Origin of the sequence: Streptosporangium lutulentum (genome assembly GCF_030811455.1) — a bacterium.
Classification (GTDB): Bacteria; Actinomycetota; Actinomycetes; order Streptosporangiales; family Streptosporangiaceae; genus Streptosporangium; species Streptosporangium lutulentum.
In genome coordinates, this window is the sequence record NZ_JAUSQU010000001.1 from 4,832,157 (window position 1) to 4,849,571 (window position 17,415).

Annotated in this window: 17 protein-coding genes; 12 read left to right on the top strand and 5 right to left on the bottom strand. The window is 69.4% G+C overall.

What is annotated here, in order from left to right:
• Positions 1 to 78: 78 nt before the first annotated feature.
• Positions 79 to 951 (top strand): homocysteine S-methyltransferase, encoded by an 873-nt coding sequence (gene mmuM / locus J2853_RS21555; RefSeq protein WP_307560666.1) that lies wholly within the window; start codon positions 79 to 81, stop codon positions 949 to 951.
• A gap of 300 nt (positions 952 to 1,251) precedes the next feature.
• On the opposite strand, the gene J2853_RS21560 is transcribed toward mmuM, so the two are convergent.
• Entirely contained in the window at positions 1,252 to 2,532 is a 1,281-nt protein-coding gene (locus J2853_RS21560; RefSeq protein WP_307560668.1) for a helix-turn-helix domain-containing protein, read from the bottom strand.
• A gap of 170 nt (positions 2,533 to 2,702) precedes the next feature.
• Here J2853_RS21560 and J2853_RS21565 point away from each other — a divergent pair, with 170 nt between their 5' ends.
• From J2853_RS21565 to wecB, 7 genes are read left to right on the top strand one after another with little or no spacing between them, the layout of a single operon-like run.
• Positions 2,703 to 3,866: a radical SAM protein gene (locus J2853_RS21565; RefSeq protein WP_307560670.1), complete on the top strand. Its 1,164-nt coding sequence runs from the start codon at positions 2,703 to 2,705 to the stop codon at positions 3,864 to 3,866.
• Positions 3,863 to 4,420, top strand: a complete 558-nt coding sequence (locus tag J2853_RS21570) for a hypothetical protein (protein ID WP_307560672.1) — start codon at positions 3,863 to 3,865, stop codon at positions 4,418 to 4,420. The genes J2853_RS21565 and J2853_RS21570 overlap by 4 nt, the downstream gene beginning before the upstream one ends.
• Positions 4,417 to 5,205, top strand: coding sequence for a hypothetical protein (locus J2853_RS21575; protein WP_307560674.1), 789 nt, complete (start codon positions 4,417 to 4,419; stop codon positions 5,203 to 5,205). Before J2853_RS21570 ends, J2853_RS21575 begins: the two co-directional genes overlap by 4 nt.
• A complete protein-coding gene (locus J2853_RS21580) occupies positions 5,202 to 6,299 on the top strand; it encodes a hypothetical protein (protein ID WP_307560675.1) in 1,098 nt (365 codons plus the stop codon). The genes J2853_RS21575 and J2853_RS21580 overlap by 4 nt, the downstream gene beginning before the upstream one ends.
• Positions 6,296 to 7,105: a sugar phosphate nucleotidyltransferase gene (locus J2853_RS21585; protein WP_307560677.1), complete on the top strand. Its 810-nt coding sequence runs from the start codon at positions 6,296 to 6,298 to the stop codon at positions 7,103 to 7,105. The genes J2853_RS21580 and J2853_RS21585 overlap by 4 nt, the downstream gene beginning before the upstream one ends.
• Before the next feature lie 31 nt (positions 7,106 to 7,136).
• Positions 7,137 to 7,790: an NUDIX hydrolase gene (locus tag J2853_RS21590; protein ID WP_307560679.1), complete on the top strand. Its 654-nt coding sequence runs from the start codon at positions 7,137 to 7,139 to the stop codon at positions 7,788 to 7,790.
• A gap of 22 nt (positions 7,791 to 7,812) precedes the next feature.
• Entirely contained in the window at positions 7,813 to 8,892 is a 1,080-nt protein-coding gene (gene wecB, locus J2853_RS21595) for a non-hydrolyzing UDP-N-acetylglucosamine 2-epimerase (protein ID WP_307560681.1), read from the top strand.
• Between the two features lie 177 nt (positions 8,893 to 9,069).
• Here wecB and J2853_RS21600 read toward each other — a convergent pair whose 3' ends face one another.
• The 3 genes from J2853_RS21600 to rhaI form a co-directional block, all read right to left on the bottom strand.
• Complete coding sequence (locus tag J2853_RS21600; RefSeq protein ID WP_307560683.1) at positions 9,070 to 10,500, bottom strand: rhamnulokinase; 1,431 nt, start codon at positions 10,498 to 10,500, stop codon at positions 9,070 to 9,072.
• On the bottom strand, positions 10,497 to 12,512 hold the full coding sequence (locus J2853_RS21605) for a bifunctional aldolase/short-chain dehydrogenase (RefSeq protein ID WP_307560685.1): 2,016 nt from the start codon (positions 12,510 to 12,512) through the stop codon (positions 10,497 to 10,499). Before J2853_RS21605 ends, J2853_RS21600 begins: the two co-directional genes overlap by 4 nt.
• Before the next feature lie 205 nt (positions 12,513 to 12,717).
• Complete coding sequence (rhaI, locus tag J2853_RS21610) at positions 12,718 to 13,869, bottom strand: L-rhamnose isomerase (RefSeq protein ID WP_307560687.1); 1,152 nt, start codon at positions 13,867 to 13,869, stop codon at positions 12,718 to 12,720.
• Positions 13,870 to 14,386: 517 nt separating this feature from the next.
• Between rhaI and J2853_RS21615 the strand changes: the two genes are divergently transcribed.
• The 4 genes from J2853_RS21615 (at position 14,387) to crcB (ending at position 16,675) form a co-directional block, all read left to right on the top strand.
• On the top strand, positions 14,387 to 15,394 hold the full coding sequence (locus J2853_RS21615; RefSeq protein ID WP_307560689.1) for a LacI family DNA-binding transcriptional regulator: 1,008 nt from the start codon (positions 14,387 to 14,389) through the stop codon (positions 15,392 to 15,394).
• A 95-nt stretch (positions 15,395 to 15,489) separates the two neighbouring features.
• Positions 15,490 to 15,960, top strand: a complete 471-nt coding sequence (locus J2853_RS21620; RefSeq protein WP_307560691.1) for a fluoride efflux transporter FluC — start codon at positions 15,490 to 15,492, stop codon at positions 15,958 to 15,960.
• On the top strand, positions 15,957 to 16,304 hold the full coding sequence (locus tag J2853_RS21625; RefSeq protein ID WP_307560693.1) for a DUF190 domain-containing protein: 348 nt from the start codon (positions 15,957 to 15,959) through the stop codon (positions 16,302 to 16,304). Before J2853_RS21620 ends, J2853_RS21625 begins: the two co-directional genes overlap by 4 nt.
• Complete coding sequence (gene crcB, locus J2853_RS21630) at positions 16,301 to 16,675, top strand: fluoride efflux transporter CrcB (RefSeq protein WP_307560695.1); 375 nt, start codon at positions 16,301 to 16,303, stop codon at positions 16,673 to 16,675. Before J2853_RS21625 ends, crcB begins: the two co-directional genes overlap by 4 nt.
• Before the next feature lie 20 nt (positions 16,676 to 16,695).
• Here the strand turns inward: crcB and J2853_RS21635 are convergent, their stop codons facing one another.
• The gene (locus J2853_RS21635) at positions 16,696 to 17,409 is read right to left on the bottom strand and encodes a lysophospholipid acyltransferase family protein (RefSeq protein ID WP_307560697.1); all 714 of its coding nucleotides are present in this window, start codon (positions 17,407 to 17,409) and stop codon (positions 16,696 to 16,698) included.
• Positions 17,410 to 17,415: the final 6 nt, after the last annotated feature.

Here is a 17,415-nt window from a genome sequence, read left to right on the forward strand (position 1 = left end):
TCCGTGCCGCCCCCGCCGGGGCGGCCGCATGGGGAAACCGGGTCCTTCGAGCCCTCCCGGTCCGCATAAGGTAGCGGCATGGTGATTCTGGACGGCGGGCTGGCCACTCATGTGGAGGCGCTCGGCGCGGACCTGCGGGACGAGCTCTGGTCGGCGAAGCTCCTGGTGGAGGATCCCGCGATGATCCGGCAGGCGCATCTCGACTACTTCGCCGCGGGGGCGGAGGTGGCGACCACCGCGAGTTACCAGGCGAGCATTCCGGCGTTCGTACGGCGGGGCCTGAGCCCCGGCGAGGCCGAGGACCTGATCCTGCTCTCCGTGCACCTGGCCGTCGAGGCCCGCGACGCCCACGGTTCGGGTACGGTCGCCGCCAGCGTCGGGCCCTACGGGGCCTATCTGGCCAACGGCGCCGAATACACCGGCGACTACGACCTCGACGAGGACGGCCTGACCGACTGGCACCGGGAGCGCTGGCATCTCCTGGCCGGCAGCGAGGCCGACCTGCTGGCGTGCGAGACCATCCCGTCCTACACCGAGGCCAGGGCGCTGAAGCGGCTGCTCGCCGAGACACCGGAGATGCGGGCGTGGGTGAGCTTCTCCTGCCGCGACGGAGAGCACATCAACGACGGCACCCCGCTGAAGGAGGCCGCCGCGCTGTTCGCCGGCGACCCGCAGATGATCGCGGTCGGCGTCAACTGCACGGCCCCGCGTCACATCCCCAGCCTGATCGGCCACATCAAGGGGAAGCCGGCGATGGTCTACCCGAACTCCGGTGAGCTCTGGGACGCCGCGAGCCGCACCTGGCTCGGACTGGCCGACCCGGTGGAGTTCGGTCAGGCCGCCGCCGAGTGGAACGCCGCGGGCGCGGCCTTCGTCGGCGGCTGCTGCCGCACCACCCCCGAGCACATCCGCCAGATCCGCGCCCATCTCACGGGACAGCCCACCGGCTGAGCACGTGACGGGATTCACCCCGGGCAGCGCGACAAGGGCTAGCCGCCTGGTCGAGCTGCAGCGGTGCGTCGCAACCCGCTGCGGATCCAGCTCTTGGAGGAAGACCTGACGCTGACCGATAAACGGGAGAACGCAGTAGTAACACCGAGATCTTGCGGCCCTCGATGATCGCGGGGGCGAGGGGCGTGGTCCGAGCCAAAAGTCGGACTCCAGCCCGAGCCACTCCCGGCTGACTGAACCCCCTACCAGGTGGAAACGAAGATGACAGCCCCCGCCTTCTTCAGAGGGCGGGGTCGAGGGCTATCTCTCGCCACCCAGGGTGACCAGATGCTGCACGCCCGTCACTCTGGGATGGCGTGCAGCCAGCTCGGTGACAAGCTTGCGAATGAAGGGACGCCGGATCTCGCCCGGAGCCTCACGGTGCGCAGCCAGCAATGCCCGAGCGGTCTCTTCCGGTCGGCCTGCCTGCCACCAGGCGCGCGCCATGTCGGTGTGCAGCCGCCCGCGCCGCTCGGCGGTGGGGAACTGCCCTGGGCTCAGCCGTCGGCCGACGTGTAGTGCCGCGCCCGCGTCGCCGAGGGACCAGTGGATCCCCACCCGGTAGAGCCCCACGCCGGCGGGGGTGACCGAGAACGGCTTGCCGGGGCGCACGGGCAGCCGCGCAGCGGCCTTCTCCGCGTCGGTGATCATATCCAGGGCGCGTTCCCTGTCGCCTGCCTGGGCAGTCGTGTATGCGCACGTGCACAGCATCTGCGCATACGCCGCGGCCTGGGCGGGCGTCGCCAGCCCCGTGGCCTCCAACCGGGACGCGGCATCCATCGTCACCCGATTGGCAATGGCGTGCCGGCCCTCGTGGCGCAGCACGATACTGAGCGATCGGGCGGCGGCGGCCGTCGCGATCGGCGATCCAGACAGCGTGGCGTAAGCGGTCGCACGATCCGCGGTGATCCTGCTCGCCGGGAGGCCAAGCTTGTTCAGCGCTTCCGTGGCCAGGCTGTAGCACAACGTCAGCCGTGCGTACCCGGCAGCGTCGTGGACCTCTTCGGCGTTGGCGTGCGCCACACTCATCAGCCGCGGGAGCCGGTCGATGAACGGAGCCAGGTCCCCGGCATCGAATAAGCGCCGCGCACGAGCCAACTGTGCGGCGACCTCATCGGCCGTCGGCGCCACCGGCGGGGGTGGCAGCACGGCCAGAGCGTCGTCGAGTGAGGCCAGCATGTGTGCCGGGATGGCGAACCCTGCAGCAGCCATAAACGTACGACGTCGCACTGGATCCTCCTCGGGCCGGCCTGCCGCCACGGTAACCGACGCCGGGCCGGAAAACCCGAGAGCAGCACCGAGAACGTCAGCAGGTATCTCCGCGGCTTCAGCGACACGCCGCAGCATGGGCAGGTCGTTCGACGCGCGCCGGCAGTTCTCCAGCCGGGAGATGGTCGAGGCCGAGTAGCCGGTGGCACGCCCGAGATCTCCTTGGCGCAATCCCTGGGCAAGGCGCGCAAACCTGATCATGCCGCCGACGTCCTTAGCCGCTATGAGGGCCCGGGCACGAGCCGAGTCCCATAGTGCATCGCGTGCGTTCATGGCGCGCTCCTGTGATCACACAGAGATACCTCAAGGCTACGCCGATGACCGCGATCAGCCAGGGCATTTGCGCAATCTGCACACGATGTGCCGTATCTGAATGCCGCGTATGAGGTGCCCGCCCAAGGGTGTGTCTTGGGACGACACATCAACCCCACCAAGGAGATGCCATGCAGATCGATGCGGCTGACCTCGGGCTGGAGTGCCGCGAATGGACTCCGGTGATCGACCAGCACGCCTCATGGCTGGCAGTGAACCCGATCCAGGGCTGCCCCAAGAAGTGCACCTACTGTTTCTTGAACCAGAGGCGGCAGACCCGGGTCGCTCCGGTCCAGCTCCACACTCCCGCCGAAACCGTTCGGATGCTGCTGGACTCCGACCTGTACAGCCCCGAACGCGCCGTCGCCCTGTTCACCTGGACCGACGTCATGGCCGTGGCATCCAACCGCGCCTACCTCGCCGAGCTGCTACGCGAGTTCGTCCGCGTGAACCTGCCGAACCTGATCGTGCTGATCAGCAAGTGCCGATTTCCCGCCGGCACGATCGAGGCCATCACCACAGCGATGGCGGCCGGGCTACGCGTCATCGCCTACCTCAGCTACTCCGGACTCGACTCGGCGATCGAGGTCGGCGTCCGGCATGAACAGATCCGCGACAACTTCCCGGCGCTGCACGCCGCGGGAATCCCGATCGTGCACTACTGGCGGCCCGCGTTTCCGGCGGTCACCACCGAGGAGATCATGACCCGGGTGCTGGACACCGCCGCCAGATACGCCACCTGCACCATGGCCGCCGGCCTGAAAGTCGAACCCGAGGCCCTCGACCGGCTCGCCCAGCTGTGGCCCGCGCTTGCCACCGCACCGGGGGTGACCGAGGCCGAGGGCGTATACCCCGAGGCGTTCTGGGAGTTCATCCACCACACCGGCGACCGGCACCCCGACCACCCGGTGTTTCACACCAACTCGTGCGCGCTGGCGTACGTGCTGAGGGATACCGACCGGTTCGGCGTGTACGGCGGGCAGGTCTGCACAACCCGTAACCGCTGCCCGCAAGCCCAGCGGGCACGATGCGCCGCTGCGGCGACCGCGACCGTTCCCGGCCACGCCGCGATCTCCGCGGCCCTGTCCCGGCGCGGTCTGGCCGGGGCCGCGTTCGACATCCTGCCGGAGCGGCGCGAGCTGGTCATTCACGCCGCGGTCGCCAACCGTTTGGTGTCCGCCCTCACCCAGGATCTTGGTGTGCGGATCAGCGTGGCGGGCCAAGGGCCGGACGCCTACTGGAGCAGCGGCACCTCAGGCGCCCGTCCTCTGATCATCAAGGAGGACCATTCATGATCGGTAACCATGAGTTGGCGGAAATGATGGAGCAGACCCGGCAACTACGCCGAGGGTTCGCCCCTACCGCGCCCCGAGCCTGGGACGCGGCCACCGCCGGTGCCGAGCTCGCGGTGCAGCTAGGGCACCTGGCGTTGTGCGTCGCCCGCCGCCACGGCATCAACATGTCCGCCTACGACGACCCGGGCAGGCCGATCAACGACATCGGCGACGAGCTCGCCGATGTCACCTTAGCGACCCTCAGCATCGGCGTCCTGGCCGATGAATCACCCACCTCGATCCGCTCCTCCCACTCGGCCGCCTCGGTGATCGAGGCGCTGCTGATGCTTCTGGTCTGCGCGGGACAAGCCGCAGAAGCCGGGCTGATCAGCGCCGGCTACCGGCACCAGCCCACCGGATCCCCGCCGCCCGTCCCCGACGCGTGCGCGACGACCCTGCAGACCGCCGACCGGCTCGCCGAGCTGCTCGGCCTGGACCTGCCGGAGCAGTTCCAGGCGATGTACGCCGACGCCAACCGGTTCCTGCGCTCCCACCAGAGCGGAGACCAGACATGACGTTGCTCCAACGCCTCGGCGACGGCCAGGTCCTCAAGCTCATGAGCGCCTCCCACAGCACTCCGATCCACCGGCTGACCCCCGACGACGTCCAAGCCCTCCACCTCGGCCGCTACATCGAGAAGCTGCGCGCGGTCGGAGTTCGGCTACCCACCGACGTCAGGATCGTGAAGTCCGGGCAGCGGCCCGCGGTTCAGCATCGATGGATTTCCGGAACGCCGCTGCCCGATCTGGCCGCAACTCACCCGGTCGTGTTCACATCAGCCGTACGGCAGATCGCCGCGTGGGCCAAAGCCCTCGATTCCAGCGGGGCCCGCCTGGACACCAATCTGGCGAACTTCGTCATCAACCCTGACGACGGCCTCGTCTGTATCGATGTGCTGCCGCCGCTGCTGACCGATCTGCGGCCCCCCGAGTACGACGACTGGCAGCGCCTGTTTGGCGGATTGTGCTACGACACCGACGTCACGGTGTGCGCGCTGGCCGGCTACGCGGCCCGTGCCCTCCTGGCCGTGCACGGTGCCGGCGCCATCCACGCCGACGCTCTCGCGAACCTGTGCCCCGGTCACGACAACCCGGATCGGTTGCCTGTCCACTGGTTCCACAGCCGGCAAGAGGCCGCGCTGGCCGCGCTACGCGGCGAGATTCCCCCACGGACCGTGTTGGAGGCGTTCACCGCCACGTCGGTCCTGCGGCTGCGCAACACCCCGCCTGCCGCCCGTCAGGCACGCATCGACGCCGGCCTGTCGGCGATGCGCCGCCTCGACCCGAAAGGCGGCCTGTGAACACGCACATCGACCTGACCTGCCACGCCGGTGACGTCCCGCTCACCGTGATGAGCACCCCCGCCGACCATGACGCCCTGGCCCGGCACTTCACCGATTACCTGGCCGATCGCATCGGAGAACTTCAGCTACCCGGCCATCAGATTCATGTGCACACCGACCCCGGCCTGTTTCGCACCGCCATGGCGACCTTCACCGACCTGGCGGTAACCACGGCGCAACCGGTTCCCGGGGTCATCCTCAGTGAGGGCCGCATCGGCACCGCGGGCCGCTGCTACACCGTGGCGTCGGACGTGCTCGAAGGACGGCCCGGAGCGTGGGCCGTACAGATCGAAGGGCCCGTCATTGACCTGTACGTGGCCGAACAGACCGCCGCCCCGAAGTACGCGCTGCGCGTGATCCGCGAGGTGATGTTGCGAACCTACGAGTCCGCCGGCGGAATCGTCTTCCACGCCGCCGGGCTCGACATCGCCGGCCGCACGGTGATGATCTGTGCGAACCGCGGCGCGGGCAAGACCACCACGCTCGCGGCGCTTCTTCATGGGCTCGGCGGCCGAGGATCGCTCCTGTCCAACGACAGGCTGATCATCCACGAGCAGCGGCGAGTTGTCGCCATACCCCTCCCGGTCCCGGTCGCCCGCGGCACCCTGGAGGCGTTTCCCGAACTCTTGGCCGCGGTGCCTGCGGGCGAGGCGGACGCTCTTCCCCGCCGGTTCGGCACGCGAGACAAGACCGCCTTGTCCGCGCGGACATTCGCCACCGCGTTCGGTTCCCGCCTGGTGCCCGGGTCGGCCTTGCAGATCCTTCTCGTCCCTCGCCTCACCGACACCGACCACCCTCCGCAGGCACGTCGTCTCGCCCCGGCCGAGGCCCTCCAGGTCCTGACGGAGGCGTGCTTCACCCCGGCGGATGAGTTCTGGCGGCCCTGGCTGATCCATCGCACCCTCGACGACGCCGAGCTGGCCAAGGCCGCAAGGGCTGCCTGCGCCCGCCTCGCCGTCTCCGTGCCCTGCTTCCAGGTGGAGTACGGAGTGCGCGGCCCGATGAGCCGCTTTCACCATGTCCTGGCCGACCTGATCGGAGATCTCCTGTGACCCGCCTGCCTCAGCGCCCGTCGTGCCCGGCGGTAGTGACCGCCGCCGGGCACGGAACCCGATTCCAGCCTTTCAGCACGTGGGTTCCCAAGGAGATGCTGCCGATCGGCTCCGAACCCGCCCTCGGCCACGTCATCACCGAATGCCTGGCGGCCGGCGCGGACCTGGTCCACGTCGTCACCCGCCCCGGCGACCAGATCATCCCCGCCTACATCGGCGGCCTGCGCCAGGCAGGGCTCCCCGTGAAGGCGACCCCCGAGGACCTGGCCCACGGGTACGGCAACGCCGCCCCGCTGCTGACCCTGGCTGAAGAGTTGGCCGACTGCGACCTGTTCATGGTCGCGTTCGGTGACGATGTCCTCCTCGGCGGCGCCCCCGGCACGGACCTGGCCGCCATGCGCGAGCAAGCCGGGAAGGGAGCGGATTTCGTCATTGCCGCTCAACTCATCGACCGCGCCGACATCAGCTCGTTCGGGATCGTCGACCTGACCGAACCCGGCGGGGACCGGGTCAGCGGGATCCGGCAGCGGCCCGCCCCGGCGACCGTCGACGAACCCCTCGCGCTGGTGTCGCGTCTGGTACTGCGCCCGTTCGTCCTTCACCAGCTCATCGCGCGCCCGGAGGCCCGCGGTGAGGTCGACCTCGGCCTTGCCGTCGGAGAACATGCCCATACCGGTGATGTACGTGTACGGAGACTTTCCGCGGACTGGGTTACCGTCGGAGAGCCCCGCCGTTACGCGGACGCGCTCACCCGTCACTGGCGCGACTACACCCCGCTACCGGCGCACTCGCGGGCAACGCCCTGATCACCCCCGCTGTGCCGTCTGGGAGGACAGCATGCTCGTCGACATCTACACCGACCGCAACAAGCACATCGGCGTCGAGGACAAGAAGGCCGCGCACGAGAGGGGGCTATGGCACCGCACGTTCTCCTGTTTGGTCGTCAGCCCCTCCACTCAGACCGTGCTGCTCCAGAAGAAGCAGCCGGGTCGCTACGTCTTCGACCGGCCTGACCACGCCGATTTCACCGTCGGCGGCCACTACGAAGCCGGTGAGAGCATCGCCGACGGCGTCCGGGAGATCCGGGAAGAACTCGGCCTCGACGTCGACTACAAGGAACTGCAGCCGCTGGGAATCCGCCAGACCGCCGTCGCCTTGGCCCCGAAATGGATCGAGCGTGAGTTCCAGTACTGGCACCTCCTGGCGCTGCCGCTCGGCCTGGAGGAGATCCCACTCGACGACGCCGAGGTTTCCGGGCTCGTACAGATCGGTCTCGATGACGCGATTGCGCTCGCGGCCGGCGACCGTAGCGAGGCCCCGGCCCGCTACCTGATCCGCTCAGGAGATGGCCGCGAATATCGGGACGCGACGCTGACCCGAGAAGACCTCGTGCCCGGTTACCTCGACGAGGACTCCGATCGGCTCTACCTGCGGCTGTTCATCGCCGCGCACCGCTACCTGCAAGGCGAGCGCGACCGCCTGTTCTGGTGACCATGGAAAGGACCGATCGCTGATGTCCTTTAGTACGGGCCGTTCGATCGCCGTTGTTCTCGGCACCCGACCAGAGATGATCAAACTGTCGGTGCTGATCGCTCTGCTCGGGGACCAAGCGCGCGTGATCCACACCGGCCAGCACTACGACCCAACGATGACGGGCGAGGCCGCTTCCAGCGTCCACCGCCCCCACCTGCAAATGAGAGTCGGTGGCCAGCACCGCGGCGTCCAGATCGGCGCCGCTACCGCCCAACTCACCCAGGCGTGGCACGACGACCCGCCCGCGGCGGTCATCGTGCAAGGTGACACCAACGCGGCCCTGGCCGGCGCCCTGGCCGCCAACGCCGTACAGGTCCCGCTCATCCACGTGGAGGCGGGACTGCGCAGCCACGACCGCGCGATGCCCGAAGAGCACAACCGCATCGTCATCGACCACCTCGCCGACCTGTGCTGCGCGGTGACGTCGCAGAATGTCGCGAACCTATGGGCCGAAGGCATCCCCGACAGCCGGATCGTGCTGACCGGCAACCCCATTGTGGAGGCAGTCCATCTGGCGGAGAGAGATCATGCCGCAGCGCTGCGCCTCACCGCTCCGTTGGGCGGCGGACCATACGCGGTGTCCACGCTGCACCGGCCGGAAAACGTTGATGATCCCGACCGGCTCCGCCGCATGCTGGCCAGCCTTGCCGCGCTTGACCTGCCGGTTCTGCTGGTGATTCACCCACGTACCCGGCAGCGAGTGCAGCAGTTCGGCCTCGGCGACCTCTTGGCCCAGTTGCACGTCGTCGATCCACTCAGCTACTCGGCGTTCCTCGCGGTCGCCGAACAAGCCTCCTTGTTGATCTCCGATTCAGGAGGGATCCAGGAGGAAGCCAGCATCCTGGGGGTTCGCCTGCTCGTGTTGCGCCGATCCACCGAACGCCCAGAAGCCCTGAACGCGGACTGCGCGTTGATTCCCCAACCCGAGCAGCTCCCCGTGTTCGCCCGGTCGATGGCCCAACTGGGTAAGCCAGCGATGGGCGTCACCCCGTTCGGGGACGGGCGGGCTTCCGCGCGCATTGCGGATCTCACCGAAATGCTTGCCATGAGCGCGCCCTGACAGACCTGTGCAACCCGGGCTGGGGCTGCGCCGATGACCGAGCCGGCCACCAGAGCGGTACAGAGATCTGCACGCCTCTTCATATCGACCGCCGCCCCGCGAATGCTGTGCTCGACCCCGTCGAATATGGCCGCGGTCATGGCACCGTCAGCCTGTACCGCACCGGCCTCATACCGCCTACCGCGCCGGTCGCGTGAACGCCCGTGCGGCCGGTACCGCGGCGTCCGCCCGAGGCTCGTAGCGCTCCAGCCGCTGGGTGCGGCGGATCAGGGCTCGCAGGTCCGCGAGGGTGCCGGAGATCGCGCCGTCGGCCCTGGCCTGGACGAGGACGTTGCCGATCGAGGTGGCCTCGACCGGCCCCGCGACCACGGGAAGGCCGCAGGCGTCCGCGGTGAGCGCGCAGAGCAGGGCGTTGCGCGACCCTCCGCCGACAATGTGGATCACGTCCACCTCCTGCCCGGTGAGCCGCTGGGCGTCCCGCAGGGCCGCCCGGTGAGCCAGCGCGAGGGAGTCCACCACGCAGCGGACGATCCGGGCCCGGGTCTCCGGGACCGGCTGGCCGGTGCGGCGGCAGAAGTCGGCGAGGCGTCCCGGCATGTCCCCCGGCGGGTGGAAGACCGGATCGTCGGCGTCCACCGTCGACCGGAACGGCGCCTCCTCGGCGGCCTGTGCCAGCAGTGCCTCCAGATCGACGCGCTCGCCCCCGGCCTCCCAGACCCGGATGCACTCCTGCAGGAGCCAGAGGCCGGTGACGTTGCGGAGGTAGCGGACGGTGTCGTCGATGCCGGCCTCGTTGGTGAAGTTGGCCCGCCGCCCCTCCTCGCTGATCATCGGCTGGTCCAGCTCGACGCCGACCAGTGACCACGTGCCGCAGGAGACGTAGGCGAACCGCTCGCCGTCGGCCGGGACCGCGGCCACGGCCGAGGCCGTGTCGTGCGAGCCGACCGCGATGACCGGGGTGCCCACCGGCAGCCCGGTCTCCGCCGCCGCCTCCGCCGTCAGCGGGCCGATCACCTCACCCGGCCGCCGCAGCGGCGCAAGGATCTTCGAGGCGGGACCGAGGCCGCCCGCCAGGACGGCGTCCCACTCGCGGGACGCGGCATTGAGGAGCTGGGTGGTGGAGGCGTTGGTCAGCTCCGCGCCGATCTCGCCGGTCAGCCAGTACGCGATCAGGTCGGGGATGAGCAGCATCGTCGTGGCCGAGGCCAGCCGGGGTTCGGCGGCCAGCTGGTGGATGGTGTTGAACGGCTGGCGCGCGATGCCGGTGCGGGCGTAGAGCTCCTCGAACGGGACCCGGCTGCCCGCCTTCTCGGTGCGGCCGTCCCGGTAGTGCACCGGGTTGCCGAGCAGCGCGCCGCGCTCGTCCAGCAGCCCGTAGTCCACCGCCCAGGAGTCGACCCCGATCCCGTCCACCGGGCCGGCGGCCCGCAGACCGTCCAGCACCCCCCGGTAGATCCGCAGGATGTCCCAGTACAGCGTGCCGCCCGCCCGTACGGGCACGTTCGCGAACCGGTGCACCTCGTGGAGGTCCAGCGTGCCGGGGCCCACCTCGGCGACGACGACCCGCCCGCTGGAGGCGCCCAGGTCGACGGCCGCGTACCGCCTCATCGCAGGAACGCCGCGGCCACACCCGCGTCCACCGGGATGTGCAGGCCCGTGGTCTGGGTGAGCTGGGTGAGCTGGAAGACGGCGGCGGCGATGTGCTCGGGCAGCACCTCGCGCTTGAGCAGGGTCCGCTGGGCGTAGAACTCGCCGAGCTTCTCCTCCTCCACGCCGTAGACGGCCGCCCGGTTGGCGCCCCAGCCGGAGGCGAAGATCCCGGATCCGCGGACCACGCCGTCGGGGTTGATCCCGTTGACCCGGATGCCGTGCCCGCCCAGCTCGGCGGCGAGCAGCCGGACCTGGTGCGCCTGGTCGGCCTTGGCCGCGCCGTAGGCGACGTTGTTCGGACCGGCGAAGACCGCGTTCTTGGACGAGATGTAGACGATCTCCCCGCCCAGCCCCTGCTCGATCATGACGCGGGCGGTCTCGCGGGAGACGAGGAACGACCCGCGGGCCATCACGTCGTGCTGCAGGTCCCAGTCGGCGAGCGTGGTCTCCAGCAGGGAGCGCGACAGCGACAGCCCGGCGTTGTTGACCACGAGGTCCACCCCGCCGAAGGCCAGCACCGCCTGCCGTACGGCCTCCGCGACCTGCTCCTCGGAGGTCACGTCCACCGCCACGGCGAGCGCCGTCTCGCCCAGCTCGGAGGCCACCTTCTCGGCCGCCGCGAAGTCCCGGTCGGCCACGACCACGCACGCGCCCTCGGCGGAGAGCCTGCGCACGGTCGCGGCGCCGATGCCGGATCCGCCGCCGGTCACGAACGCGATCCGGGTCGCCAGCGGCTTGGCCGGGGGCATCCGGCGGAGTTTGGCCTCCTCCAGGTCCCAGTACTCGATGCGGAACTTCTCCGACTCCTCGATCGGCGCGTAGGACGACACCGACTCGGCTCCGCGCATCACGTTGATCGCGTTGACGTAGAACTCGCCCGCGACCCGGGCGGTCTGCTTGTCCTTGCCGAAGGAGAACATGCCCACGCCGGGGACCAGCACGATCGCCGGGTCCGCGCCGCGCATCGCGGGCGAGCCGGGGACGGCGTGCCGGGCGTAGTAGGCCGCGTACTGCTCCCGGTACAGGGCGTGCAGCTCGCGCAGCCGTACGGTCACCTCCTCCAGCGGCGCGTCGCCGGGCAGGTCGAGGACCAGCGGCGCGACCTTGGTGCGCAGGAAGTGGTCGGGGCAGGAGGTGCCGAGCGCGGCCAGGCGGGGGTGCTCGGCGCGCGACAGGAAGTCCAGCACCTCGGCGGTGGCGGTGTAGTGGCCCACCTGCGGCAGGTCCGTCGAGGCCAGGCCGCGGATCAACGGGAACAGCGCGGCCGCCCGCTCCCGCCGTACGGTCTCCGGCAGCGCCTCGTGGATCACCGGGCCGAACGGGTCGGGCCTGCCGTGTTCGGCCAGGTAGGTCTCGGCGGTGCGGATGATGTCCAGGGAGTTGGCGGCGCACTCGGCCGAGGTGTCGCCCCAGGCGGTGATGCCGTGCCCACCGAGAACGCAGCCGATCGCCCGCGGGTTGGCCGCCTTGATCGCGGCGATGTCCAGGCCGAGCTGGAAGCCGGGCCGCCGCCACGGCACCCACACCACCCGGTCGCCGAAGATCCGCACCGTGAGCTCGGGGCCGTCGGCGGCCGTGGCGATCGCGATGCCCGCGTCGGGGTGGAGGTGGTCCACGTGCGCGGCGTCCACCAGGCCGTGCATCGCGGTGTCGATCGACGGGGCCGCACCGCCCCTGCCGTGCAGGCAGAAGTCGAACGCGGCGACCATCTCGTCCTCGCGCTCCACCCCCGGATACACCTCGGCGAGTGCCCGGAGCCGGTCCAGCCGCAGTACGGCCAGCCCGCCCTCGGTGAGCGTCCCGAGGTCTCCGCCCGAGCCCTTCACCCACATCAGCTCGGTGTCCGCCCCGGTCACCGGGTCGGGGGCCGAGCCCTTGGCCGAGGTGTTGCCCCCCGCGTAGTTCGTGTTACGCGGGTCCGAACCGAGAGCGCGCGACCGCTGGAGAAGCTCCTCAACAGCCGAATTCATGACATCTCCCACTCACTAGTTGCTTGCCTTCCACAGGCGCCGAGGAACGGCGCACTCCATCCCGCCGCGACCGGCCCCTACCTGAGACCGGGTGCCGGTGTCGGTGCCGCGTGAAACCCGGGCGCGGGCGGCCCGCACCCGGGACGCCGGATCCGGGCGACCCCGGTCCGGGTGATCCGAGCCCGGATCCACCGGGCCACGGGCGTCAGGCGCCCCAGCCGGCGGGGGCGCCGCCGACCCGCTCATCACGGACCCTCTCGAAATACCCCGACCGGCCATACGCCGCCATCGGATCGGGATCCACCCCCATCTCCTCCCGCACCTGCCCCAGCAACGGCCGCACATCGGTGTTGTACGCATCCATCACCACCGCGTTGGCCCCCAGCACATCCCCCGCCGCCTGCGCCACCGCCAACGCCGCCCGATCCACCAGCAACGCCTTCGCCGTGGCCTCCTGCACATTCATCACCGACCGGATCTGCCCCGCGATCTTCGGCTCGATGTTGTGACACTGATCCAACATGAACGCCACATTCGCCTCGGCGTCATACCCACCCCCGCCGATCACCTCGAACATGATCCGAAACAACTGGAACGGATCCGCCGCCCCCACCATCAGATCGTCATCGGCATAAAACCGCGAGTTGAAATCAAACCCACCCAGCTTGCCCTCCCGCAGCAAGAACGCCACGATGAACTCGATGTTGGTGCCCGGCGCGTGATGGCCGGTATCCACCACCACCTGCGCCTTGTCGCCCAACCGCAGGCAATGCGCGTACGCCGTGCCCCAGTCCGGCACATCACTGACATAAAACGCCGGCTCGAACAACTTGTACTCCAGCAAGAACCGCTGATGCGCCCCCAGCCGGGCATACACCCGCTCCAGCGCCTGCGCCAGCCGATCCTGCCGGGAGCGAATGTCGTCTTGCCCCGGATAGTTGGTGCCGTCGGAAAACCACAGCTTCAACGTCGCTGAGCCGGTGGCATCCATGATGTCCACGCACTCCAGCAGGTGATCGAGCGCCCGCGCCCGCACCTTCGGGTCCGGGTTGGTCACGCTGCCCAGCATGTAGGCGTCGTCTTGGAAGACGTTGGAGTTGATCGCCCCGATGCCCACTCCCAGCTCCGCCGCTCGCGCGGCCAGGTCGGCGTAGTCGGCCACCCGGTCCCACGGGATGTGCAACGCCACGGTGGGGGCCACCCCGGTGAAGCGGTGCACCTGCGCGGCGTCGGCGAGCTTCTCATACGGATCCCGGGGCACTCCGGCCTGGGCGAAGACCTTGAAGCGGGTGCCGGAGTCACCGAACGCCCAGGACGGTGTCTCGATGCGCTGCCGCCGCAGCAAATCCTTGATCATTGAAATCCCCCAACCCAGGCTGCACACGAACTTTGTATAAAACGTTTTAAAGGACCGATGACGAAGCTACGCGGGACACATAGCACTGTCAACGCCTCCCCATGTGGTTACGGGATTGATACGTTTTTATCCGTAACGACCCGTGCGTCGACAGCGACGGCGGCTCCTCCGGAGGCCGCTGGAAACCGTCGCAACGAGGCCAATGACGCCGGCGGCACCACCCGGTACCCTGTTACGACGACCGCACGGGTTATCCGACAGTGACCGGGCACCTCCGCACCACGGGAAGATCGCTCGCCGGACGACCGGTGTCGCCACGCGAATCACAGCCGGACGCCTTGACCCCACCGGAAGGCCACCTGCCGGTCGCGCACCGGCGACCATGATCGCCATCCCGCCCGAGCGCTCCCCGACGATCAAATCGTTTTATACCTAAAAGCGGTGGCTGGACCTGCCGGGCCAAAAGTACCGGCACCTTACTGGCGCCCACGTGGTTGTTACGTTTTAATCTGTGCACATGAGTTCGGTGAGCATCAAGGAAGTCGCGGCACGGGCCGGAGTCTCCCCCGGCACGGTGTCCAACGTGCTCAACCGCCCCGAGAAAGTCGCCGAATCCACACGCCTCCGGGTCGAGGAGGCCGTACGCGCCCTCGGGTTCGTCCGGCACGGCTCGGCCTCCAGCCTGCGGGCCGGCCACAGCCGCACGGTCGGCCTGTCGGTCATCGACATCGGCAACCCGTTCTTCACCGACGTGGCGGCGGGCGTGGAGGAGGTGGCCAGCGAGCTCGGATACGCGGTGATCCTGGGCAACTCCTCGGGAGACCGGCTCAAGGAGGAGCGCAACCTCCTGGTCTTCGCCGAACAGCGCGTCCGCGGGGTGCTCATCACCCCGGCGGGAGCGAACCTCGACAAGCTCAACCAGCTCAAGGACCGCGGCATCAGCGTGGTCCTGGTGGATCACCCGGCGGAGCGGGCCGACCAGTGCTCGGTCGCGGTCAACGACGTCACCGGTGGCTCCCTGGCCGTCTCCCACCTGCTGGCCTCCGGGGCCGACCGCATCACCTACGTCACCGGCCCCCTCACGATCCGCCAGTGCGCCGACCGGCTGATCGGCGCCGAACGGGCGCTGGCCGCGGCGGGTCACGACCCCGGGGAGACGTTGGAAGAGCTCCCGATGAGCGCGATGAACGCCAGGTCCGGGCAGCAGGCGGCCGAGAAGCTGATCGCCGAGGGACGGCTGCCGGACGCCGTGTTCTGCGCCAACGACTTACTGGCCCTCGGCATGCTGCGCGGGCTGCTCCAGGCGGGCGTCCGGGTCCCCCAGGACATCGCCCTCATCGGCTACGACGACATCGACTTCGCCTCGGCCTCGGCGGTCTCGCTCAGCTCGATCCGGCAGCCGACCCATCGGCTCGGCCGGGTCGCCACCGAGCTGCTGCTCGACGAGTGCGACAACCCGGAGTCCCACGCCCACCAGCAGATCATGTTCCAGCCAGAGCTGATCATCCGCGAGTCGACCCGCTGACCTCCTGCGCGGCGGCGTCCGGAGCACCCGGCCGAGGTCCGCTCCGGTGAATCCCGCGACGAGGCGGGCGTCCGGGCCGAACTAGGCTTAAGACAGTGACCGAACCCGTCGACCCCGATGTCGATCTCACCGATACGCGCCAGCGCCGCGAGCTGCGCCGCTCGCACTACGGCGTACTCGCGGTGATCGCCGCCGGCGGCGCGATCGGCACGGGCGCCCGCTACGGCGCCGGCCTGATGTGGCCGACCGCGGGCGGCTCCTTCCCGTGGACCACGCTGGGCGTCAACGCCTCCGGGTGCCTGGTGATCGGGATCTTCCTGGTGGTTCTGACCGAGGCCAGGACGGCGCCGGCCTGGGTCCGGCCGTTCTTCGCCACCGGCGTGCTGGGCGGCTACACCACCTTCTCCACCTACTGCGTGGACATCGAGCGCCTGGTCTCCGGCGGCCAGGCGGGTCTGGCCCTGAGCTACCTGGCGGCGACGGTCGCCGCGGCCCTGGTTGCGGTGACGGCCGGCGCACGGATCACCCGCCGGCTCCTGGCGCCGAAGACCACGAGGAGAGCATGATGACCCTGTCCGGACGAACCTTGCGGTTGACGATCCTCGTCGACGACACCGACACCTGGCATCACCGCCCCATGTACACCGAGATCGTGCACCGCGCCCACGTCGCCGGGCTGGCGGGGGCATCGGTCTTCCGCGGCGTCGAGGGCTTCGGCGCCACCCAGATCGTGCACACCACCCGGCTGCTGTCGATGACCGACGACCTGCCGGTGTCCATCACGATCATCGACACCGAACAGAGGATCCGCGCCTTCCTGCCCCAGCTGGACGACCTCCACATCGAGGGGCTGGCCGTCCTGGACGAGGTCGAGGTCGTTCACCACCACCGCGGCGGGCAGGCGACATGAACTGGCTGCTGGTGCTGGTCGGCGGCGCCGTCGGAGCGCCGCTGCGCTATCTGACCGACCGGACCGTGCAGGCCCGCCACGACACGGTCTTCCCCTGGGGCACCTTCGCCGTCAACGTGGTCGGCTCGCTGATCCTGGGCGCCCTGACCGGTGCGGTGCTGTCCGGGGCCGCGGGCACCGGCGTGCAACTGCTCCTGGGCACCGGCTTCTGCGGGGCGCTGACCACCTATTCGACGTTCTCCTACGAGACGCTGCGGCTGGCCGAGACCGGCGCGATGTTCTTCGCCGTCGCCAACGTCGTCGCCTCGGTCGTCGCCGGCCTGGGGGCGGTGTTCATCGGTCTCACCCTCGCCCAGGCGATCTTCGGGTGAGCCTCTCTCGGCGGGCCGGCCTAGGGATGGGGACGCTTGACGGCCTTCTTGGCGGCGCGGGCCGCATCGACCTTGGCACTCGCGGCGTACTTGTCGACGTACTCCTGGCCGGAGAGCTCCATCAGCGCGTACATGATCTCGTCGGTGACGGCGCGCAACACGAGCCGGTCCTCCTCCATCCCGTAGTAGCGGGAGAAGTCCAGAGGCTTGCCGAACTTCACCCCGGGACGGATGCCCAGCTTGGGGAGGGCGTGGCCGGGAGGCATCATCTCGAAGGTGTTGACCATCGCCCACGGGATCACCGGCACGCGGGACTCCAGCGCCAGCCGGGCCACACCGGTCTTGCCCTTGTAGAGGCGGCCGTCGGGGGAACGGGTGCCCTCGGGGTAGATGCCGAGCACCTGGTTCTCGTTCAGGATCCGCTTGCCCGTACGGAGTGCCGCCTCGCTGGCCTTGCCACCGGATCTGTCGATGGGGACGGTGCCGACGCCGCTGAAGAAGGCCTTGCTGAGCAGACCCTTGACGCCTCGGCCCGTGAAGTAGTCGGACTTGCCGAGAGAGATCACCTTGCGCCGGAGGAAGAGCGCCCCGAAGAAATGGTCGGCGAACGACAGGTGGTTGCCGGCCAGGATTACCGGCCCGTCCTTCGGGACATTCTCCACACCCTCCGCCCACGGGCGGAAAATGAGATGGAGTAGGGGCCCGAGGATGGCCTTCACCACCCAGTAGAACACTCGATG